This window comes from Nostoc sp., assembly GCF_036919555.1.
Classification (GTDB): domain Bacteria; phylum Cyanobacteriota; class Cyanobacteriia; order Cyanobacteriales; family Nostocaceae; genus Nostoc.
The window spans coordinates 109,383-131,522 of the sequence record NZ_JBALCS010000021.1 but is presented as its reverse complement, the minus strand read 5'-3'; the positions used below and the strand labels follow the sequence as shown (position 1 = coordinate 131,522).

General features: G+C 41.4%; 21 protein-coding genes and 3 pseudogenes. 11 read left to right on the top strand and 13 right to left on the bottom strand.

The window, feature by feature from the left end; genetic code table 11:
* Window positions 1-109: 109 nt before the first annotated feature.
* The 3 genes and pseudogenes from V7K36_RS07645 to V7K36_RS07635 form a co-directional block, all read right to left on the bottom strand.
* Window positions 110-367: pseudogene (locus tag V7K36_RS07645) on the bottom strand (DUF4291 family protein).
* Between the two features lie 12 nt (window positions 368-379).
* Complete coding sequence (locus V7K36_RS07640) at window positions 380-1,534, bottom strand: NAD-dependent epimerase/dehydratase family protein (protein ID WP_335114568.1); 1,155 nt, start codon at window positions 1,532-1,534, stop codon at window positions 380-382.
* Window positions 1,535-1,669: 135 nt separating this feature from the next.
* A complete protein-coding gene (locus V7K36_RS07635; RefSeq protein WP_335114547.1) occupies window positions 1,670-2,200 on the bottom strand; it encodes a hypothetical protein in 531 nt (176 codons plus the stop codon).
* Between the two features lie 231 nt (window positions 2,201-2,431).
* Here V7K36_RS07635 and V7K36_RS07630 point away from each other — a divergent pair, with 231 nt between their 5' ends.
* From V7K36_RS07630 to V7K36_RS07615, 4 genes are all read left to right on the top strand, one after another.
* Entirely contained in the window at window positions 2,432-2,887 is a 456-nt protein-coding gene (locus V7K36_RS07630; RefSeq protein WP_335114545.1) for a hypothetical protein, read from the top strand.
* 257 nt (window positions 2,888-3,144) lie between these two features.
* Complete coding sequence (locus V7K36_RS07625) at window positions 3,145-3,498, top strand: hypothetical protein (protein WP_335114543.1); 354 nt, start codon at window positions 3,145-3,147, stop codon at window positions 3,496-3,498.
* Between the two features lie 89 nt (window positions 3,499-3,587).
* Entirely contained in the window at window positions 3,588-5,099 is a 1,512-nt protein-coding gene (gene ycf46 / locus V7K36_RS07620) for a stress-responsive protein Ycf46 (protein WP_334833681.1), read from the top strand.
* 141 nt (window positions 5,100-5,240) lie between these two features.
* On the top strand, window positions 5,241-5,591 hold the full coding sequence (locus V7K36_RS07615; RefSeq protein WP_012407317.1) for a DUF1257 domain-containing protein: 351 nt from the start codon (window positions 5,241-5,243) through the stop codon (window positions 5,589-5,591).
* Between the two features lie 214 nt (window positions 5,592-5,805).
* On the opposite strand, the gene V7K36_RS07610 is transcribed toward V7K36_RS07615, so the two are convergent.
* The 5 genes and pseudogenes from V7K36_RS07610 to V7K36_RS07590 form a co-directional block, all read right to left on the bottom strand.
* Window positions 5,806-6,657: a pentapeptide repeat-containing protein gene (locus V7K36_RS07610; RefSeq protein ID WP_335114541.1), complete on the bottom strand. Its 852-nt coding sequence runs from the start codon at window positions 6,655-6,657 to the stop codon at window positions 5,806-5,808.
* A 55-nt stretch (window positions 6,658-6,712) separates the two neighbouring features.
* The gene (locus V7K36_RS07605; protein WP_335114539.1) at window positions 6,713-7,054 is read right to left on the bottom strand and encodes a DUF5678 domain-containing protein; all 342 of its coding nucleotides are present in this window, start codon (window positions 7,052-7,054) and stop codon (window positions 6,713-6,715) included.
* Between the two features lie 69 nt (window positions 7,055-7,123).
* A pseudogene (locus V7K36_RS07600) lies at window positions 7,124-7,767 on the bottom strand (Uma2 family endonuclease).
* 129 nt (window positions 7,768-7,896) lie between these two features.
* Window positions 7,897-9,531, bottom strand: a complete 1,635-nt coding sequence (locus V7K36_RS07595) for an NAD(P)H-quinone oxidoreductase subunit 4 (RefSeq protein ID WP_335114537.1) — start codon at window positions 9,529-9,531, stop codon at window positions 7,897-7,899.
* A gap of 278 nt (window positions 9,532-9,809) precedes the next feature.
* Complete coding sequence (locus V7K36_RS07590; RefSeq protein WP_335114535.1) at window positions 9,810-10,007, bottom strand: hypothetical protein; 198 nt, start codon at window positions 10,005-10,007, stop codon at window positions 9,810-9,812.
* Between the two features lie 269 nt (window positions 10,008-10,276).
* On the opposite strand from V7K36_RS07590, the gene V7K36_RS07585 reads away from it, so the two are divergent.
* The 5 genes and pseudogenes from V7K36_RS07585 to V7K36_RS34050 all read left to right on the top strand — a co-directional run bounded on the left by V7K36_RS07585 (window position 10,277) and on the right by V7K36_RS34050 (window position 14,089).
* Window positions 10,277-11,011, top strand: coding sequence for a glutathione peroxidase (locus V7K36_RS07585; protein WP_335114533.1), 735 nt, complete (start codon window positions 10,277-10,279; stop codon window positions 11,009-11,011).
* Between the two features lie 232 nt (window positions 11,012-11,243).
* On the top strand, window positions 11,244-12,485 hold the full coding sequence (locus V7K36_RS07580; RefSeq protein ID WP_335114531.1) for a hypothetical protein: 1,242 nt from the start codon (window positions 11,244-11,246) through the stop codon (window positions 12,483-12,485).
* A gap of 46 nt (window positions 12,486-12,531) precedes the next feature.
* Window positions 12,532-13,314 carry a phosphatase PAP2 family protein gene (locus V7K36_RS07575; protein ID WP_335114529.1) on the top strand — a complete coding sequence of 261 codons (783 nt, stop codon included), beginning with the start codon at window positions 12,532-12,534 and terminating at the stop codon, window positions 13,312-13,314.
* A gap of 281 nt (window positions 13,315-13,595) precedes the next feature.
* Window positions 13,596-13,754 carry a hypothetical protein gene (locus V7K36_RS07570; protein ID WP_335114527.1) on the top strand — a complete coding sequence of 53 codons (159 nt, stop codon included), beginning with the start codon at window positions 13,596-13,598 and terminating at the stop codon, window positions 13,752-13,754.
* Between the two features lie 3 nt (window positions 13,755-13,757).
* A pseudogene (locus tag V7K36_RS34050) lies at window positions 13,758-14,089 on the top strand (DUF6174 domain-containing protein).
* Between the two features lie 252 nt (window positions 14,090-14,341).
* On the opposite strand, the gene V7K36_RS07555 reads toward V7K36_RS34050, so the two are convergent.
* The 3 genes from V7K36_RS07555 to V7K36_RS07545 form a co-directional block, all read right to left on the bottom strand.
* Window positions 14,342-14,605 (bottom strand): hypothetical protein, encoded by a 264-nt coding sequence (locus V7K36_RS07555; protein WP_335114525.1) that lies wholly within the window; start codon window positions 14,603-14,605, stop codon window positions 14,342-14,344.
* 437 nt (window positions 14,606-15,042) lie between these two features.
* A complete protein-coding gene (locus tag V7K36_RS07550; RefSeq protein WP_335114523.1) occupies window positions 15,043-15,444 on the bottom strand; it encodes a TonB-dependent receptor domain-containing protein in 402 nt (133 codons plus the stop codon).
* Between the two features lie 22 nt (window positions 15,445-15,466).
* Window positions 15,467-16,690 (bottom strand): TonB-dependent siderophore receptor, encoded by a 1,224-nt coding sequence (locus tag V7K36_RS07545; RefSeq protein WP_335114521.1) that lies wholly within the window; start codon window positions 16,688-16,690, stop codon window positions 15,467-15,469.
* A gap of 621 nt (window positions 16,691-17,311) precedes the next feature.
* Between V7K36_RS07545 and V7K36_RS07540 the strand changes: the two genes are divergently transcribed.
* On the top strand, window positions 17,312-17,773 hold the full coding sequence (locus tag V7K36_RS07540; RefSeq protein ID WP_335114519.1) for a hypothetical protein: 462 nt from the start codon (window positions 17,312-17,314) through the stop codon (window positions 17,771-17,773).
* 92 nt (window positions 17,774-17,865) lie between these two features.
* Here V7K36_RS07540 and V7K36_RS07535 read toward each other — a convergent pair whose 3' ends face one another.
* Complete coding sequence (locus tag V7K36_RS07535) at window positions 17,866-18,675, bottom strand: prohibitin family protein (RefSeq protein ID WP_335114517.1); 810 nt, start codon at window positions 18,673-18,675, stop codon at window positions 17,866-17,868.
* A 611-nt stretch (window positions 18,676-19,286) separates the two neighbouring features.
* Between V7K36_RS07535 and V7K36_RS07530 the strand changes: the two genes are divergently transcribed.
* On the top strand, window positions 19,287-19,421 hold the full coding sequence (locus V7K36_RS07530; RefSeq protein WP_335114516.1) for a hypothetical protein: 135 nt from the start codon (window positions 19,287-19,289) through the stop codon (window positions 19,419-19,421).
* A 31-nt stretch (window positions 19,422-19,452) separates the two neighbouring features.
* On the opposite strand, the gene V7K36_RS07525 is transcribed toward V7K36_RS07530, so the two are convergent.
* Window positions 19,453-21,090, bottom strand: coding sequence for an ammonium transporter (locus tag V7K36_RS07525; RefSeq protein ID WP_335114515.1), 1,638 nt, complete (start codon window positions 21,088-21,090; stop codon window positions 19,453-19,455).
* Window positions 21,091-22,140 lie beyond the last annotated feature (1,050 nt).

Below are 22,140 nucleotides of genomic sequence, written 5' to 3'. Positions count from 1 at the left end.
AGAGTGCATTTTGCTATTAAATACAGATTGACACAACCACGCCTTTCCCTCTTTAATGAACAGCCGCCGCTAAAATTTCATCAAAAGCCGAACGCTTAATCCAAATAGCTTATACCACCTCTTGACCATTTTGTATACCCCATCCAGAACAATACATCATCCAGAGGAAGTTAGGTTTGCTTCAACTCATGCGGTCAAAACTGAACTCATCACTAAAATAACCGTAGGTGGCGGCGAAGTCACCAATAGCTGGACGATACGGCTGATAAACAACAATTGAATGGTCGTCATATTGTGCTGATATATGACGACCATTTTTTGGCCAATTACTGACTTGAGTTAAATAAGGTTCTGTTATCAGCCGCACGCAGAGTTTACCCTAATTTCTGTGCCAAGAAACTTTGGGCAGAATTTGCTTGTGATCAACTCGTTTCTGATACTTGATGGCAAAGTTTAACAGAGAATCGAGTAGAGAATCAGAGAGCAAGTGAGGCTGTAACCCTAAATCGAGCAATTTAGTGTTTTTAGCGTTGAAGTAATGTTCTTCTTTCTCGACTCTCGGATTATCTAGGTGATTGATGTCTACATTCAATCCCATAGCGTTACCAGCTTTTTTGACCATCAATGCCAATTCGCCGACGCTGAATTGTTCAGTAAATTGGTTAAATACACGGAATTCACCAGCCTCGGCAGGGTTAGCGATCGCTAATTCCACACATCGGACTGTATCCCGAATATCTAAAAATCCGCGAGTTTGCCCACCTTTACCATAGACGGTTAGGGGGTGTGCGATCGCTGCTTGAATACAAAAGCGGTTTAGTGCTGTACCAAACACGCCATCATAATCCAGCCGATTAATCAATAGTTCGTCCATCCCCGTTTCTTCGGTTAAGACGCCATAAACTACACCCTGATTTAAATCCGTTGCCCGCAATCCCCAAATCCGGCAAGCAAAGTGGATGTTATGACTATCATGGACTTTGCTTAAATGGTACATTGAGCCGGGCTGCTTGGGATAAGGTAGGGTATCCTTGCGTCCATTGTGTTCAATGGTAATGTACCCTTCTTCGATGTCGATGTTGGGTGTACCGTATTCACCCATCGTTCCCAACTTCACCAAATGACAGTCGGGGAAATCTTCCCGCATGGCGTACAGTAAGTTCAACGTACCAACTACATTATTGACCTGGGTAAGAACTGCGTGTTCGCGGTCAATCATCGAAAATGGAGCCGAACGCTGTTCACCAAAATGCACTAGGGCGTTTGGCTGAAATTGATGTAATGTTTTATGGAGAAATTCGTAATTAGTAATATCGCCGATGAACAAATCGATAGATTTACCAGTCAAATCTTGCCAGCGCTGGAGGCGTTGCTGAATTAGTGCGATCGGAGTGAGAGTTTCAACACCAAGTTCATTATCCCAATGCCGCCGCACCAAACTATCTAAAATTCCAACTTCATAACCTCGATTGGAAAGGTAAAGAGCAGTTGCCCAACCGCAATATCCATCACCACCAATAACCAGGACTTTCATCTTCACCAGTTTTTACTTGCTGATAGCTAAATCTAGCAGGTTTCTGTCCCCTCTCAACCATCATTCTGGGGGAGATGTAGATTTTGGGGGGAGTTGAGGGGAATTCTTCTAAACTCCTAACTCTTAACTTCTCACTCAAGACTTGGAAATCCGATACTGCTGGGCAATGTAATAAAACAAACGATAGTAATCTGAAAAATTTTGGCTTTTGCTTCGTCCCTGCCAAGAGTATTTCACTTGACTCTGAGTTAGTGTCAGTGTCATCGAACCTACTCGTTGATCAACTTCTACAACCAGTACTCCGGATACTCCTTGGGCGGTTTGAAAGTTGGGTTTTATCTTTTTCACAGATCCTTGGTTTGTAACAATCGAATTTGGTAACTGCTGACTTGCCCACCCCCGAATTTCCACAGAGTTATCCTGTCGTGAAATAAACGCGATTCCATCATCATTTGCTGGGGCTGCTAAAGAAGTCCAGTTACTCGGATATAGAAATTCAAAGCCATAACGGGAGTTGCTATAAGTTTTCCAGGCGATCGCTCCGGCGTTAAAATCATTTGCAGTACAACCCCACAGAATTATAAACAGGGCAATGACTCCGCTAACGCTGGCGGCAAACCGATAAATTCTTCGCCCCAAACTACAGATTTTATTAGCAGTAGCCATTTACATTACACATTTTCCCAAAGTTACTGATTTTATGGAAATACCAGAAACTCAGATCAATACCTTCCTCAATTTACGAGTTATTCCCAAATCGGGAAATTCCACCAAAAAAGCGCTGATTAAAAATTCAATATTCTTTTCAGCATATTTACCATTCTCTTTTGAGTTAACAGTAGAGGAAGCTGAGAGTAAGTGCTTTATCACACAACTCATGTACAGTAAATAACTTTCATGTTTAGGGTGCAGCAGCACTCTGCATCTGCCACAAAAAATCCTACACCAAACTCCGCGCCAACAAAAATTACAGCACCTGCGATCGCTAAAGAACAGGAAGATCAAGTAGTCCTTGCCATTAAGCTTATTGGCTTAGGGCTAATCCTAGCAGGGATTGCATTTTTAAGTACAAGCATTTATATAAGTGTTTATTTACGTAGCACACCTGGAATTTTGCTGTGTATGGGAGGTGTAGTAGCTCTGAATTGGGGTGGGCGAGATCATCGGAAACTGGGATGGGTGTTGATTGGGATCGGAATTGCTCTGTTTATTGCCAGTGGTGTTGTAATCGGCTCAGTTTCCCTTTTTCCTATGCTAGTGTCATTCGCTGGCATCTCCTCTGGATATCAATTCTTTACAACCGGAAAGGTGTTTAACTTTAATCCGCTTACGCTCCAAATAATTAAAAAATAAGCCAAGTCAGGCAATCATTGCTTCATCGTTAATTGGCGATCGCTAATTCTCATCAAAGTTTCAGGTTTTGAGTGCGTAAGTCCTGATTAATTCTGAGAGGTTCGTAGTCAGCGATTTATCACTCAATAAACAGCATTTCAGCCCCAGATGTAAACAAATGTAACAAAAATGGCGTTAAAACGTTTTGCTGTCTTGACAACCAACAAAAGAACCGATAACTTGATATACATACCCGGGTAAGACCGTTAAAGAGTTATATGCAAACGCAAACTAAGCAAAAGGTCACTTTGTATTTATCGCCAGAGTTGCACAGAAAACTGAAGATTCGTTCAGCAGTCGATTCCGAACCAATGTCAGAGCTTGCCGAACGTGCCATCGTGTTTTACCTGTCTAATGCAGAATTGGTTGACGAGGTAGAAGATTCTTCTTATGGGCGGACTCATAGAGTTTATTCATGTCCAACTTGTGATAGCTCACTAGTCTTACGTGATGGGGAACTGGTTGCTTTGGGCAATCAACCAGGAGTAGTTGGTCAACAACATCTTTCCATAGATGAGATGGATGAAGATGAAGCCAATCCTAAGGGTGAGGAAGAATTAGTTCCTTGCTAACTAAATAGATAGGAATTATTCATGATTCGGTTGTCTTTACCAGAAGCAATGTCTCTACTGTCTCTATAAGGTCTCAAGTAGGTCGAAGTATGAAAGAAGAGCTCAATATCCTAATTCAAGCTCAATACCCTTTAATCTACCTTGTTACCTCCGAGGAAGAGCGGGCCGAGCAAGCAATTTCTACGATCGCCCAGTTGTTAAAGCCCCAGCGCCGAGTATTTATTTGGACAGTAACACACGGGATTGTGGAGTATGGTCAACCCCGGAATGTCACCCAACATAATACGGTGTCTCCAGAGGCGGCGATTGAGTGGATCATCCGGCAGAAAGAACCAAGTATATTTATTCTTAAAGATTTACATCCATTTATAGATGCGCCTGCAACCAACAGATCGTTGCGTGATGCGATCGCTAGCTTCAAAGGTACCCAAAAGAACATCATTTTGATGTCGCCGATGCAGCAAGTACCTATAGAACTGGAAAAGGAAGTTGTCGTTCTCGATTTTACATTGCCAGATATGGCTGAGTTGAATAAGGTATTAACTCTCCATATAGAGCAAAATCGTGGTCGCCGGGTGACAACAGAAGCCAGAGAAAAACTTCTCAGAGCCGCTTTGGGTCTAACTAAAGATGAAGCTGAGAAAGTCTACCGAAAGGCACAGGTAACTACAGGGCGTTTGACAGAAGATGAAGTAGATATCGTTTTATCTGAGAAAAAGCAACTAATTCGGCGCAATGGAATCTTAGAATACATTGAAGAAGATGAAACCATTGATGCTGTAGGTGGCTTAGAAGAGTTAAAAAGATGGCTCAAGCAACGCTCTAACGCCTTTACAGAAAGAGCGAGAGAGTATGGTTTGCCTCAACCAAAGGGGATGTTAATTCTCGGAGTTCCCGGTTGCGGTAAATCGTTAATTGCCAAAACTACTTCCCGGCTGTGGGGTTTACCACTGTTGCGGTTGGATATGGGGCGAGTCTACGACGGCTCAATGGTGGGACGAAGTGAGGCAAATCTGCGAAACGCCCTGAAAACAGCAGAATCTATTTCCCCAGCGATTTTGTTTATCGATGAATTGGATAAATCCTTTGCTGGTAGTGGAGGTTCCTCCGATTCTGATGGGGGGACTTCAAGTAGAATCTTCGGCTCTTTCCTCACATGGATGCAAGATAAGAAGTCACCAGTGTTTGTGATGGCAACTGCCAACAGAGTAGAACGCTTACCTGGCGAGTTTTTGAGGAAAGGACGCTTTGATGAAATTTTCTTTGTGGATCTGCCAACACCCGAAGAACGGCAGCAGATTTTCAATATTCACCTGACGAAACGCCGTGAAGACATCTCTCGATTTGATCTTGAGCAACTAGCTAAGATGTCTGATGGCTTTTCTGGGGCAGAAGTTGAGCAAGCGATCGTTGCGGCAATGTATGAAGCTTTTGCCCAAGATCGGGAGTTCACCCAACTAGATATTATTGCTGCACTGAAGGCAACATTGCCGCTGTCTCGAACGATGCAAGAACAAGTAACGGCTCTGAGAGATTGGGCCAGACAGCGCGCACGCCCCGCAGCATCCTCCGTAGCTGAATATCAGCGAATGGAGTTTTAAAAGCTTTCCTCTGCCATCCCAGGGGGAAAGGCTAGCTGAAAATGCTAGCAGTTATAAGAAAAGCCGCATCCTGTTAAGCGCGGCTTCGCCGAAAACAAACCGTTGTCGTTTTTCTCAATCTTCTCATTGGAGGAAACCCAAATGTCTCACTTTAGCACCCTGCGTACCAAGATCACCGATGCCGAAATCCTCAAGGCTTCCTTGCGCGACTTAGGTATCAGCGTAAAGACTGAAGCTGATGTCCGTGGTTATAACGGTCAGCGTGTCCGTTCTGACATCGTTGCTATGTTGGATGGCGAATATGACCTCGGCTGGTCTCGCAACAGCGATGGTTCTTTTGACCTAATCGCTGACTTGTGGGGCGTTGCTAAGAAGCACAACCAAACCGAGTTGATTAATTCCATCAACCAAAAGTATGCTGTTAACAAAACTTTGGCTGAAGTAAAACAACGCGGTCTGCAAAACGCCAATGTGAAGTTGGTATTACAATAACAATTTCTCTGCGCGTTCCCAAAGCTGCACGGGTTAACCATATAAATAGCGGTTAACCCGCTTTTTTATCGGGACTGAGAAATAAATCTCAGTCCCGATTTTTGATGAGTCTAGTCAATACTAATTTAAAATAAGTAAGATTCTTGAGCCTGTTTGCGATCAATCATCATCCCTTATGCTTCCATCTGGCATAACGGTACTGTCAAATATAGCGTTATAAAGATAAGCATTGTTTAATATTTGCACCTTCCAAGTCAGCACCTGTCAAATTTGCTCCTTCTAAATCCGCACCTTCTAAATTTGCTTGAAAAAGAGAGCTATTGCTTAGATTCGTACCTTTCAAATTTGCATAGCTTAAATCAGCCTCGCTTAAATCCAAATCACTAAGGTCGGTATTTTCTAAGCTAGCAGAATTTAAATTTTCTCCAGAACCAATAAAAATAGCTTGTTCAAAAATATCGAAAATACCTATTCCAGGTATAGAAAGATATCTTGTTTTTTCGTCAATTATTGTCTCAGTATCATAGATACAGTCTGTAAGAAGTTCACCTATACCCATACCTGTAAGGTTAGCACCAATCAAATTTGCTTTCCGTAGTCTTGTTCCATCACTAAAGAAAGCATTGCTTAGATTTGCGCCTCGCAGGTTAACTTTGTCTAATGTACTTTGGTATATCGTGATATTGCTTAAGTTGGCATAACTAAGATTTGCTTCTTCTATCCAGCCATGATCCATATAAATGTTACTCAAATCTGCATAGCTAAAGTCCACTCCTTGAAAACTGCCAGATAAGTTAGCGTACTCTGCTTCAGCTCCGTCAAGACGAGCATTACTTAAATTAGCACCTTCAAAATTTGCTCCAAGCAGCGTAACCCTTTGTAGACTAGCATTACTCAAATTTGCGTAACTTAGATTCACATCATTAAGATGAGTACCAGTCAACTCAGCACCATTTAAGTTCACCCCACACAGATCAACTTCTTCCAAGTGTAGACGACTAAAATTGACACCAGAAAAATTTCTTTCACCTATGGCGTAGCGTCTGAGTAATTCTCCTGCATCCATAGCTCCAAGCTCTAAACCTGTTTATTAACATCAACTTTAAGATTTTGATTTAATTTTACCAAACCTGACTTAAATCTAAAACCAATCTAGGTAGTAAAGGTTCACCGCACAGTGTCTTAGGGTTATTCAATTCCTCAACCGCAGTATTGGGCAGAAGCGAATTCGTAAAATTTATTTCTATAGAAGCAGTCTGACGAGGAACTAGGTAAATTAAAAAATGCTGTTTTGCAGCATTACCTAATCCTAAAACTTCGCGTAAGTTTTCGCTGTGAGCAATTATTCCATTTGCATTGTAAGCGATATATTGATTTTTATATAAATCTAATAACATTTGGCGATTCCGATTTAACCACTTGAGTATTTCATCTCTTTCACTTTTAGAGGGTGTTGTATTCATATATTTAATTGTGTCTGTGGATTGGAATATCTCTGGCATTATTTTTAATTGTCTGGTGCAAAATGTGAGCTACCAAACCTGACTTAAATCCAAAACAAAACCAGGTAGCAACGTTTCACCGCTCAGTGTCTTAGGGTTATCTAATACCTCAATCGTAGTATTAGGACGATAAATAAAAACTTGGCGTTGTTTTCTATCAATTAACCAACCAAGTTGTGTGCCATTATCTATATACTCTTGCATCTTGTCTTGCAAAACTTGCAGCGATGCCTACGGCGGTAAACTACGCTCTCAGAACGCAATTCAATCACAAACTCAGGACAAATCGGTGCAAATTTTTTTCGCAGTTCCACTGGTATGGCTTCCCAGCGCTCGCGTTTTATCCAAGCTGCATCAGGAGATCGCACCGCACCATTAGGCAAAGTAAACCCACCACTGGAACCAAACCCTACACCTGTATCATCTTGGTTTGTCCACACCCACAACTGCCCAACTAAGTTAAAATTGCGTTCATCAGTTTCGGAACCAGTAGGGGGCATAATGACTAATTCTCCCACAGCATTGCGTTCGATACGAAAGTCGCGGTTTAGCTGACAAAATTCATAAAACTGGTCTTCGGTTAGTGCGTAGGCGTAGCCCGTCGTAGACATCGCAGGTTGCAATTGCAAGACCATTGGTATAATTTCTGTAGCTATAGGTAAGTTGGTATTCATAATTTATTTTTGGAACTTCACCTGTCTTCAGGATATATCTTGGCAAAAGTTTAGGGGTGGTTTCCTAACCACCCCTTTATTCCCCTAATAATTAGAATTTACTTGCAGCCCCGTTAATGGGAAGTTAATTTACTCAGAAATATTAATCGAACTTCCAACTTGAGAATTAGCCAATGTTGGTGCAGAGAAAATCCGCGAGTACAGACTTGATGGTTGCTGATGGGCAACAATTGGTAGAACTTGGCGAGCATGGGCGGCTAATTCCACTGCCTTCACATCATAAGTCTGCGTTGCTAATTTGGGATAGAAACCAATTCCGATAATTGGCAGCAGCAAACAAGCGGTAATAAATATTTCGCGGGGTTTGACATCAGATATTACAGCATCCAAGTGCAACTCTTCTCTACGAGACGCTACGCGAACACTTTGTTCACCGTAGAACACTTGACGCAGCATCGACAGTAAATAAATCGGTGTCAAAATCACGCCAACGGCTGATAGCAGCACAACTACAATTTTGAAGCTGGAACTGTAAACATCACTGGTGGCGATACCCAGAAACACCATCAACTCACCCACAAAACCACTCATTCCGGGTAAGGCGAGAGAAGCCATTGAACCAATGGTAAATAGAGCAAAGGTTTTAGGCATTACCTTGGCCATACCGCCCATTTTATCCATCATCAAGGTGTGAGTGCGATCGTAAGTCACGCCAGAGAGGAAGAACAAGCTAGCAGCAATTAAACCGTGGGAAACCATCTGTAGCATTGCACCGCTAATACCCAGTTCTGTGTAGGAGGCAATCCCAATCAGCACAAACCCCATGTGGGCAATTGAAGAGTAAGCCAAGCGGCGTTTGAGATTGGTTTGGGCAAAGGCACAGCAAGCACCGTAGACAATGTTCACTACACCCAAAATCGCTAATACTGGCGCAAAAGTCACATGGGCATTGGGCAACATTTCCACATTGAAGCGGATGAGGGCATAACCACCCATTTTTAACAACACACCAGCCAAAATCATCGAACCGGGTGCTGATGCTTCACCGTGAGCATCAGGTAGCCAAGTGTGTAAAGGGAAAATCGGTAACTTCACCCCGAAGGCTATCAAGAAACCTGCATAAACCAACAATTCCAAGGTTTTGGGGTATTCTTTCATTCCCAGAGTCGCCATATCGAAGGTGACGGTATCTCCAGAGAAGACAAGTGCAAAACCGGCAATCAAGATAAATATTGATGCGGCGGCAGTGTAAATAATGAACTTGGTAGCGGCATAACGGCGGTTTTGTCCTCCCCAGATGGAAATCAGCAGGTAAACTGGCACTAACTCGATTTCCCACATCAGGAAGAACAGCAGCAAATCCTGGGCGACAAATACGCCAAGCTGGGCGCTGTACATCGCTAACATCAAACCATAAAATAATCGCGGCTTGGTGGTAACTTTCCAAGCCGCGAATATTGCGAGGGTATTTATTAAGCCTGTCAGAAGCAGTAAGGGCATCGATAAACCATCAACCCCCACCGCCCAATGCAAACCTAACTCCGGTACCCAAGGATAGTTTTCTACAAGTTGGAGTGTTGAACTCTGAAAGTCGTACTTATACCAAAAGGCATAAATCATCAGTGCAAAGTCGGCGATCGCAACTCCCAAAGCATACCACCGGACAGTTGTACCTTCTTTGTCTGGGATTAGGGGGATGATTAAGGCAGCCACCAAGGGTAAGAGGATTATGGTTGTTAGCCAGGGAAATTCAATAACATTCATCACTTGTGACAATCAATTTGCTTTCTCGTTTCAGTTAAATTATATTAAGAAATTCGTACTTTTGTAACTTTTATTGAACTCTAGAAGATTAAATTTTTGCTTTTCACAGGAATATATACTGATCGAATGTCAATTTTTCCGGATAAATAAGAATAAATACTTAACTGAATTTTGCCGCTTTCCATCTTAAATGTAAACTTTTGCAACGTAAACAAAAAACAGCAGCTAAAGCCCAATACCGTTGGGTTAAGGCTTAACTCTTTGTCAAAGTCAATTTTTTAACGAAGACACGGAGCCGCTTGCCGCAGGCTACCGGCTTCTCTACGAGACGCTGCGCGATCGCAAATCCAAAATTGTTTGACAATTGTCCAAACTTCCCCATCTAGATCGGACATCGGGAACGGAGATTGTCTTAAACTCAGTAATAAACCAGGAGTCAGAATTGAGAATTTAGAATTGGTGAATGCCCTACCCATAAAGCGATAGAGTTTTAATCAGGAAGAATAGACCTCTTGCATAAATCAAAAATAAGAACCCCACCCCGCCAAAGCTACGCTTTGTCTCCCCTCCCGAAGAGCGGGGAGGGGTTGGGGGTGGGGTGTTAGGGACTTTTGCAAGAGGTCTAATATTTAATAGTAGTTTCGCGTACCAAAGACGAAAGCGCGTAGCGGCGCGAAGTACGGTTTTAACCACTTCTCCCATGATAGGTTATGACTGGAATTGATTACTAAAGGCAAGCAAAATTATGTTCCCCAATCGCCGAGGACAAAGAGTACCCAATGTCACTTTCCATACTCGCAATAACAACGACTGGGTGGATGTGACAACCGATGATTTATTTGCCAACAAGACAGTGGTTGTCTTCTCTTTACCGGGTGCTTATACTCCAACTTGTTCATCAACTCATCTCCCTGGTTATAACGAATTGGCTAAGGTTTTCAAAGAAAATGGTGTCGATGACATTATCTGTATTTCTGTGAATGATGCCTTTGTGATGAACGAATGGGCAAAGGATCAAGAGGCAGAAAATATCAGACTAATTCCCGATGGTAATGGTGAATTTACTAAAGGCATGGGTATGCTGGTAGATAAATCAGACTTGGGGTTTGGGAAGCGATCGTGGCGCTATTCTATGCTGGTGAAAGATGGTGTAATTAACGAGATGTTTATTGAACCAGACGAGCCAGGAGATCCCTTTAAGGTGTCCGATGCCGAAACAATGCTCAGATACATCAACCCCCAAGCAGTGAAGCCCGAAGTAGTTTCCCTGTTTGCGAAAGTCGGTTGTCCCTTCTGTGCGCGTGCGAAGGCGATGCTCAAGGAACATGGCATCAACTACGAAGAAATTACCTTGGGTAAGGATATCACCACACGGTCGTTAAAAGCAGTTACAGGTGCGACAACAGTTCCCCAAGTGTTTATCGATGGTAAATTAATTGGTGGTTCTGAGGCACTAGAAGCCTACTTCGCTGCTAAATAGGTTTCAGTTGGGGCGCACAGCCGTTACCAAAATCATGCTATTTTTTACCGCAGCCTGATTTGTGAGAATTGAAAAACAAAATCCCCGATTTCTCTGAGAAGTCGGGGATTTTGTTTCTCAAAAGTCAGCAGTTAACAAATCTTTAGATAAGTAGATGTATTTTTGTGCAGTTACTCACTACTAATCATCTAAAATTAATTCGGATTGAATTTCCATTTATTTAAAAGACAATATGTTTGCCAGAATTCGCCGTCTTTTGAATCAATTTTTTAGTAAATCAAGGACAATCAATAACAAACCACTGAATAAAGTGAGTTTGATTGTCATTATTTTAATTGATATTTTTATCTTAATTAATGTTTTTGCGGGACTGGATGATATAAGCAGATGGTATATTAGCCCGAATAAGGCTTATCCATGTTATTCAGAGTGGCAAGATTACCAGACAAAAACCACTAAAGATAAAGATTATGAAATTGTTAGACTTTCATTCCCAGATAACCCGAAGTATCAACTCAGTTTTCAGCAAAATTATCAACAAATCGAAGTGGGACATCTGGGTAAGGTTTCTAAAACTTGCTTGCAATATGCCGATTACAAAGATAAGATTAACAATCCTGAAAAGCAGCAAATCGTCAAAACTATTGCTCAGAAACAAACTAAAATTAGTACGTTTGAACAAGACAATCGTACTATTCAAGCCCAATATGACTCAACGCTTTTAGAAAGAATTGCTGGTCAGGGTCGTGAACAATCAATTAATCAAGTCAGTGCTGAAAAAGCTAAACAGACATTAGAACAAAATAATCGCCAAATTTCTACACTTAAACAAGAAAATTCTACTCTTAAAAATGAACTGCTTGCCAAACCGGAAAGCATTAGTTTTACAGCCTTTCTTAAAGATAACAATCAATTCCGTCAAGTTGACAAAGGCTATCAAAAGGCATCATTTTGGTATCCAAGTATCCAGCTTGCTTTTCAGTCACTCTTTCTTCTACCACTGATTCTCATAGCCTTATCAGTTCATAAATTTGCCCAAGGAAGAAGATATGGACTCATCTCGCTAATTAGCTGGCATTTGCTAGTTATCTTTTTTATTCCACTAATCGTTAAAATATTTGAATTTCTTCAAATAGGTGCAATATTTGAATTTATTTTTAAGATCATTAGCATCCTTTTTGGTGGTTTGCTTTTCCTGATCAATTATGTTTATATCTTACTGATTCCAATTATTGGTTTTGGAATTATCCAGTTTTTTCAAAAATTTGTCTTTAATGCTAAAGTCCAGGCAGCTAGCAGAGTTCAAAAATCATGCTGTGTCAATTGTGCCAAGAAAATTCGACCTCTTGATACTTACTGTCCGCATTGCGGTTATTATCAGTACATTGAATGCCAAAACTGTCATAATCTTACTTATAAACATTTGTCGTACTGTAAACATTGTGGAACTTCTCAAGATTCCAGTAATTTGTAATCAGTGAAGTCGTTTATCAATATTTTTAACTTAAGATGTGGAAAAAGTGAAAAAAGCCAATAAAGAGAGTCAGTCGCCTCTTTCTTTTCTGAAAAACCTGTTGATTGCACGTTGGCGATCGCTATTATTCCTCTTGATCGGAGTATATTTACCTTTGCAGGTCTTTGAAATCCTGACAGTAAAGATATGGCAGAATCAAGCTGGCTTACCGTGGGATGTGCCTATTCTGTTAGCAGTTCATTCTACAGTCAACCCACAGTTAGATATTTTAGCAGTGACGCTAGCGAGAATTGGGTTGCCTTGGACAGCGATACCGATTTTGGGTGCGATCGCACTCATATTACTACTTCAAAAACGCTGGCGATCGCTAGCTTATTTACTCACCGCCTCAGTGGGAAGTGTAATTATCAACCGCACAGCAAAGGAATTAATGCATCGAGTGCGTCCACAATTGTGGCAGTCCATTGCGCCTGAGTCTAGTTTTGCATTTCCCAGCGCTCATGCCATGACGAGTGTAACACTGGTAGCAATTTTGCTATTCTTAACTTGGGATAGCTCCTGGCGCTGGTTGCTTCTCATATTCGGCAGCTTATATGTAATCGCTATTGCGTGGTGTCGTCTCTATCTGGGGGTTCATTTTCCTAGTGACATTCTCGCGGGTTGGATGGTTGCATTAGGTTGGACAATTGGTGTCAGTCTAATTATCAAACCGTATGAAACTAAAACCAAATCTGTAGATGGCGATGGCTGCGCCAACGTCTTTGACGAACGCCCTGAAGATGAAACTACCTTACTCCCTGAAGAAAGAAAGTTGATAACTGAGGAGTGATATTATATCCGCTTAAAAACTTATTATTTAGGCTGACGCACAGACACGGAGACACGAAAAGATTTTAATGATAAATTGTCCTTCACTAATAAGATAGATTTACATATACAGATTATGGACACAAGATCACATTCATTTCTCCTCTTCATCAATAGGGCTAGTAACGAAACGAATGGAAAATCTGTACTACCACAAAAGTGAGTGTCACAAATAATTTCACTGTTTTAGCAATCAGATTGAAGCACGTTAAACTGAGCAATTGGAGTTAAGGATGGATTTATATGCGCTTGCCAATCGCAATTAGTGCCATTTTAGTGGCATCTTTGGGTTTGAATGCACCTGTTATGCCTCAACCTCCTATACAGGTAGCGCAAACACCAGCATTTACTAGTTTCACCTTTAAACAATTTAAGATTAATTACCGATTATGGAGACAGTAAAAAATCCCTAACTATAGCTATGAATTCACTAGAAATTGTAATTGTTTACCCAAAGCGACAGAACTAGTGATTATTCAAGTACGTAACGGTGTCACAACTTCTATCACTTCTAAAGAGACTGGTAAACCAGTAGATGCACAATTTTTCAAAAATACAATACTATTCCTAAACTCTTTAATATCATTAGAAATGCGCTGATTCGGAGAGCGGCAAATCTGACTGTACAATATGATCCGATAATCGGCTACCCAACTCAAATTAATATTGATTATGATAGTCGAATAGCTGATGATGAAATCTTCTTCACAATTAAGAATCTGCAAAAAATTAACTAAATATATAGGACTAACCACTCAACATTACAAGCTAACTGGCGATACAAATCTTTAATCTTTCTCCTTACTAAGGAGAGGGACAGGTTTTGCTATGCAAAACCAGGGTGAGGTTTCTCAGGGGCAATGAGACTTAACCGTAAATTGCCTCATCAAAGACTTGTGTGTACACCGTAGATTCCCTAATAGGGAAGGGGCTGGGTGGTTAGGTTTGAGTAAAAGTATTGAAATGCACCCAAAAATAAATTACGACCCTTATAAAAGCTCATTAATTGAACTTAGACTCTGTTTGATTTGTTCTGTCAGAGAAGTTCTTAATAAGTCAAAGGTTCCTGCTGAAAAGTTGAGTAATCCCAAAGCATATAATAGGCTCGAAATCCCAATAAATAGAGCCAAAAATCTCCCAAAAAAACCGGGATTAATTTCAATAAAACCTAGTTTAGATTTCCCAATGACAGCAATCGTTATAAAAACAATTCCTGCTATTAAAAAGTTGCTATTTGGAGTTAAGTCTGTCATTTTCAGATTAAGATGTCTCAGCACTTTTATTGTAGCTATTATTAGTTTAAATTTCTGCCCCTGCTATATGCAAAAACATAAAAATTTTGCTACTTAACATCTACTTGAGCAGTTTTTAATTGTTCTTTTAGTCCTAGCGCAGACTTACCAGCAACTCTAATGATAAAATTATCAATAAATTATAAGGTAACGGTGTACCTAGCGGGAGTGTTGCGTAGGCGTAGCCCGTCGTAGACATCGCTCTTCGGTCAAAGGCACGTCCAAGACGACTAGAAAACCTCAAAATGGTTGATATTTTCAGATAAAACCCAGGTTTTGAGTACTTGCAAGAGTGCTGGTCGGATGATCCAGCTTTACAGATTGTGAGCAAGAAGCTACTGGCTAAGTTTCCGAAGTGGGGAATTGCGATTGTAGATAGTGTAACGTGTCGCACTGCCTTAAAACTCCCAACTGATGGAACCAACGATTGTCAAGGGCGCATCTCTTTGAGCAGTGGCTCTGCCGTAGGCGAAGTTCGCATAATCTATATCAAATAGATTACGGATATTGATCGCTGCATTCAAACCATCTTTCTGATAGTAAAGCGCTGCATCAGTACGGAAGTAATCTCGGAGTGTAAACGAGTTCGCCAAATCGCCTTGCTTCTCACCCACATAAAACAGCCCCAGTCCAAATCCCAACCCTTTGAAATCGCCAGTCTGAATCTTATATGTTGTCCAAAGGCTCGCTTGATTCTCTGGCACGTCTTCCAATCGATTACCCACAAGAGTAATGTCCTTATCCTTAGTAACTTCTCCATCGGTGTAGGCATAGGACGCGATTACGTTCAGCCCTGGCAAAATCTCACCTGTAACATCCAACTCAATCCCTCGACTCTGTAGCTCCCCGGTCTGAAAGAAAAATCGCGGCCAGATCGGCGGTTAGAACATTCGTCTTGGTGAGTTGATAAGCGGCTAACGTTGCCGAAAGCTTGCCGTCTAGAAAATCTGTTTTGACACCGACTTCATATTGAGTTCCCCTCGTCGGTTCAACTGCACTCAGAACCAAGTTGGAACCTTCCGGGTTGAATCCTGTGGTCTGGAGAAAAGAGCGACTGTAACTGGCATAGAGAGAAACCGTTTTGCTGGGTTGATACACCAAGCCAATCCAGGGACTGAAGGCGCTATCCTTTTGGACTGGCTCATCAGTTCCATTTCCTATTGTTTCAGCTTCATTTGACACCCAATCATAACGACCACCAATCAGGAGTTTTAGGTTATCGCTAAACGCGATCTGATCTTGAAGGTAGACCCCGTAAGATTGAATCGTGTTCAGATTCCTAAAGTTCGGAACAAATTCGGGTCTTGGAATATCGTAGTTTGGGTTCAAAATATCTAAACGAGGTACATTTGTTACAGGTCGAGTACCTATAAAATCTCCGACATTGCGCTTGATATCAAAGCCCACTAAGAGTTGGTGTGAAATCGATCCGGTATTAAACTTCCCAAGCAAGTCGATTTGTCCAAAATAGTTGTTTTCTGTATTGTCAGTCTCTAAAGTGTCATAGTCGGTTAGGAAGCGATCGTCCACGATGTTGCTGAGATAAGATTCGTTTTGGGTATAACTAGTAAGCGTTACAGCAACATTATTACGAATCTGCCAGTTGTCGGTAAGTTCATGCTTTAGCGTGTAGCCAATTTTATGATTATAGATATCGAACAAGTAGAAATCAGGATAGCCAGTGTAGAGGCTCCGAGGTGTCAAGCTACCATCGCTCTTGACCGTAACAAAACTTCTAGGAGGATTTGCAAACCAGTGAATGTATTCATAGTACAGATTCAGTTCTGTTCGATCTCCCAATTTCCAGGTGATTGACGGTGCGATCGTGGTCATACCTTGTATTATCAGATTGTCATGGCGCTGATAGCTCTCAATCTCCAACACCAAGCTCTGTCGCAATTCAACTCGTCGATGATATCCTTCTCCCAATGCCTGGGGATACTTGCAGGTAACATCTAACTCATCATCAGGGTCGTTGTTTTGTCGGGTGTTGTCAGCTTCTTCAAAGACTTCCTGGTGAGCCTGTGCTGAAATAGTGATGGTCATGATTAATCTAACTAGAAATTATTGAGATTAATTATCACTATTTTCTTGACCCCACACAAGTTAGATAACTGACAGCTATGATCAATTTTTGAGAAAAATCTCACTATTACAGAGTAGTATTTAGCATCTAGCAATAGATATTATTGGATGCGTAGGCATCGCTCCTTTGGGGTGGGCGCTCTGCGCGATACCTTCTGGTGCGTCCGCTACGCGTAGCTTGCTTCCCGTTCGCCCTTGGCGTCCCGTAGGGAAGGGTACAGTAAGCTCCGCCATTTTTACCCTCACTATTCAGTAAAAAGCTGAATTTTATACTTCCTTAATCGGCTGATTTGTCGCGTAATTACTATTGATAAAACTGATTTTGTCTTAACCTATCACGAATGCTGAAGGACTAACCCAGATTCTGCAAGAAGCGAACTGACTCATGCACCTCTGGTAGAAATCAGATGTTGTTAAGTTGCAGCTGAGTTAAACCTAAATTTTGCTTTTTACTATTTTGCTGAAACTATCCAGTGGTAAAACTTTCAGCATCAAAAAGCCAAAACGTTATCACTTTTGTACTAGACTTTGGTTTAGTTTATATATTAAAATACACTAAGTCGATAGGAATAATGGGTTTTTATGGAAAGCGTCCAAAATGTCAGTCAAGAGTTGAATGTAACAGGAGACACAGCCCTGGAGCACTTACAACAGTCTACTCCAGAAGAGTTCAAAAAAGACATTTTCAAAAAACTCAGAGGTGGATTTTTTCTGGTACTAGGATATCTGTTGTCACCACTATGTTGGTGGAATGACCTACTATTCAATCTGCCAATAGCTTATGGTTTTGGGTATGCTTGTAGTTTACTTTCCCCAAAATTACTTCTACCTTGTTCAATTATCGGATACTGGCTCTCTAATATTGTGGGAATTCTCTTGATGCAATTCGGTTCTAAGGACATTTTCCAAAAAGAACCTCAAGAGCATAACCTCAAAAAAGAATTATTTACGGGTCTAATTTCTTCAACAGTTTATACGCTGTTGATTATGGTATTGATCCAGTTGAAGATTCTCGATTCTCCCATTTTATTCTCCAACAGTTAATTTAGTTTATCACGTTTATACAAATGAATCGGTTGTAGGAGCGCACATCTGTGCGTCCCTATGTATAAGCAGATATTTCATTAAAAAGAATCTCAATTTTTATCAAATTTTAAAATTTCACTTAAATTAAACAATTTTGGAGCTTCCTTACTGACAATTAATGGCAGCTTACCATTCCATTTTTCTATTGCTTGCCTTTGCAGGATTTCTGGAGTTAAACCATCACGTAATAATCTATGTGCCTCAGCTTCTCCTTTTGCTAAATTAACTTTTGCCTCAGCCTCTTTTGTTGCTTTCAGGGCGATAAACTCTGCTCGTTTTGCTTCTTGTTCAGCAACCTGCTTTGCCTCCACCGCCTCACCAAATCGTTCTGAAAAATGGACATGAATTAGAGAAATATCATCAACTGCAACGTGATAGCTACCCAGTCGTGTGGACAAGGCATCATCTACTGCACCTTTGACTTCTCCTCGTTTAGTAATAATTTCTTCAGCAGTATACTTTGCCATTACTGCTTTTAGTACTTCTTCAACTGCTGGGTTAATAATCCGAATGACTACATCTTGTTCATCTCCAATTTCTTGAAAAATGGCATTTGCTTCCTGGGGAATAATATGCCAATTGAGAGCTACATCAGTGAAAACATTTTGTAAATCTTTGGAAGAAGCCTCATCTGAGATTTCCTGTTTTTGGACTCGAATACTCAACTTTTTCACAGTATTGACTACAGGAATAATTAAGTGAAGTCCTTCTCCTAATATCTGGTTTTGGACTTCGCCAAATTTCATCAATACACCACGTTCGCCTGCATTTACAATCACACAAGGCGTGAGGAAGAGAGTTATCAAGAACAAAAGAGCAGTCAGTTTACCGGCACTGTTAAAAGTTGTAATTTTTCTCATCTGTATTAAACATTTATGCGTCTTGCATAGTGACACATATTTAGGAGTTGTAAGCTTCTTCCTGTCATGCTCTTATAACTTTGGCTCAAAGTCAATTTTCATCTCACTCTAGCCAAGCTAATAAAACACTATTATCAATAAGTAAGTAGGTGGGCGCTATAAAATACAACTAGATTAAAAAATGTAAATCGCTTAAAAGCTTATATTCAAAGCGTTTCTGGCGCTTTACATAAGTTTAGACAGTTTGGTTTAATTGTGCCTACCTACTTAGCAAGTTCCTGACTGAGCAGTTAATGTGTTTAATATACAGGCATATAGTTAAGCCATCAATGTATACTTTACTACCCGAACTTGGAGCTAGCGAAAGTTAGGTAGCTTTATATTTACCTGAATTACTGTAATAGTATCGAAAAACCGTAGTATTTGAAAAGGTTAGTTTCCCCGCAGTAGGCATCGCATCACCCAGATCAGAAAGATAGAGTCGCTAGCTCAGATAAGCTTAATTGCGTCCAATTCTTTTTACAAAGTCCTGATTAAGATTATTTGGGCATTGATTTGAGCAAATTTATTCAAGGACACAAAGAAGAGTATTGCTACTCTCCTAACTGAACATGAGTAATGAATTCAGGTTGATTTTGCGATCGCCATTCTGTGGTGATGTCGTCATACTACCAAAAAACGACTTTTTCTCCATAAAAAAGCCCCACCGAGTGATGGGGATAGAGACTGATAAATTTTTGGCATGATCTCTCTTTAGGGTACACCTGGCTTTGCTCTCTATTTATTCACTTCTTTTAATGGAGAGCTGTCAGGGTTAGCTGATGAACTAATGACATATTCAGGGTAGGCTGGTAGACCATGCTCGTGTAAATCCAAACCTTCCAATTCGCCTTCTTTCGATACACGCAGTGTCCCTGTCAAATTTACCAAGTACATCAGCCCCAGTGCCACAGCGAATGTAGACACAGTAATGATTAGGTTGCCGATAACTTGTGCGCTCAACACTTGTATCCCTCCACCATACAATAGACCTCTTAACGGTGCAGAGACATCAGGTGAGATGGGGCCAGTCGCGCCGAATTCACCAGTGGCAAACAAGCCCAGCGACCACGTTCCCCAGATTCCGCAAAAACCATGTACAGGAACTGCACCGATTGGGTCGTCAATCCGAAACCATTCCAAAAGGTCTATGCCTAGAATTACAACTACGCCAGCTACCGCCCCAATGAAGATAGAACCTGTAGGATTAACCCAATAGCAAGGGCAAGTAATCGCAACCAAGCCCGCCAAGAAACCGTTGACTGTGAAACTCAAATCCCACTTTTTTGTTTTCGGATATCCGAAAAACAGTGCTGACAGACCGCCTGCACATGCTGCCAAGGTAGTATTAGCGGCAACCCGTCCAGTCCCCACAAAGTCCATCGCCGAGAGTGTCGAGCCGGGGTTGAAACCGTACCAGCCGAACCACAGAATCAAACCGCCGGAAGCAGCAATTACAAGGTCATGGGGTAACATCGGCCCGCCACCGTCGCGCTTGAACCGACGACCCAAACGCGGCCCGAGGGCGATCGCACCCGCCAGGGCAATGAATCCCCCAATGGTGTGAACAACTGTAGAGCCTGCAAAGTCATGGAAGCCAATTCCCAAAAAGGGCAGGAAACCATCTTTGCTGCCCATTGTTGCCAGAAACCCGTCTGGACCCCAAGCCCAATGTCCGATAATTGGGTAAATGAATCCAGAAACGCCAAAGCTGTAGAGAAGATCGCCAATAAACCCTGTCCGCCCAATCATCGCCCCAGAGGTAATCGTCGAGCAGGTGTCTGCAAAGGCGAACTGAAACAGCCAGAACGCCAGAAACGCTACGCCTGTACTTTCATAGGTGGCAGGAGATCCTTGCAAGAAAAACCAATTCAGTCCAATCAAGCCGTTACCATGACTGAACATAAAGGCAAAGCCCCATGCATAGAACAATAACCCGCAAAGACAGGTGTCAACGATGCACTCCATCAAGACGTTGACGGTTTCACGAGAGCGACAGAAACCTGCTTCCAGCATCGTAAAACCTACCTGCATTGCGAATACTAAAAAGGCCGCTAGCAGCGTCCAGAGTGTATTAATCGGGTTAACGATGTCATTGCCATTGAGTACTGGATCGGCTGCTAGAGCTGGTGTTCCCATCAAATTGGGGATGAAGGCTAATACCATGAATAGCATCGCGATCGCCATTGCCTTGCCCAGCAGTAGTAAGTAACCGTAGTGCCTCCATTCTGGGTCACGTAAACGCTGTCTCAATCGTGCCAACTTGTTAACTTGCTGACTTTGCCCAACAGTCATCGGCAATTTCTTCATTGTGGGGAATTGCTGATGCTTAACCCGGAAAAAGCCTTTTTTGACTGGGGTAGATCCCGCCTTCACGAAAAAGCCCCAAAAGCTTGTTACCAAATAGCCAAATATGTTGAGCCAATTTCGGCTCTTTTTTTCCAAAGAACTACAAGCCTTAAATAAGACAGTTTTTAGTCTGCTTCTCTTGTTACCCACTAAGTAAAACCTCCATTAAGATAAGTATTTTTCAACAACCAAAATCTCAATTTTCAGTCAAGCTGCTCAGGAAGAATATGAAGGTATTGATGCCAAATCAACTTGAGCATAATTGTCTCAAAATCGACCTGACAATTCAGGTTATGTGGAAAAGCCCACGAAAGACCTAACCCCCTAGCCCCCTTCCCGACACTCTAAGAGGGAAAATTCAAGGTCTCTCTCTTTGTAAGAGAGAGAAATAGAAGTGAGGTTTTCCAGATACCTGAAAAGTCAGCAAAATCGACAGACCATTACGTTACGATAGTTGCGACGGCATCAACAACATTAACGAAGTTTTTCTGCAAGTCCTTAACCAGATTTTTCTAATATCAAAAACCCTGATATTGTGAAAAATATGAATGTTCCCTTACAGAAATAAACTAATAAATTTGACTAATTGTTTATTTTCTTCTTCCCCCAAAACTGTATTAGATAATACAGTTTTGGGGAAGGAGTCGCATGAAGTTGCTCTCGCCACATTAGATATAACAAATGTATCCTTTGTAGTAACAGCATTTACCGATATTAAGATAGAAACATCCAGAATGTTATTAATTTTATATACAACAAGTCAAGAAGTTGTTACTTTTAAGCAAATCAATCTTGTCACATTTCCGTCATAAATCTGTCATAGATTTGTCAAACAAATGTGCATATATCACTGGTTAGCTGATAAAGTCAGCTTATGCTTGCAGCGCTATTGCTTCTTGATATCATGTCCGCTGAATTGCCCATAATAAAAGAACCTTACCCTGTCCTATCTTTAATCCCTCTCCTTAGTAAGGCTACGGTGTACACACAAGTCTTGCCGCAGTCATATCTTTATTAATAAATCTCGCACTGCGTTTCTATCCCGCCTCGGAATAAATTCCGAGTCTCATAGCTGAA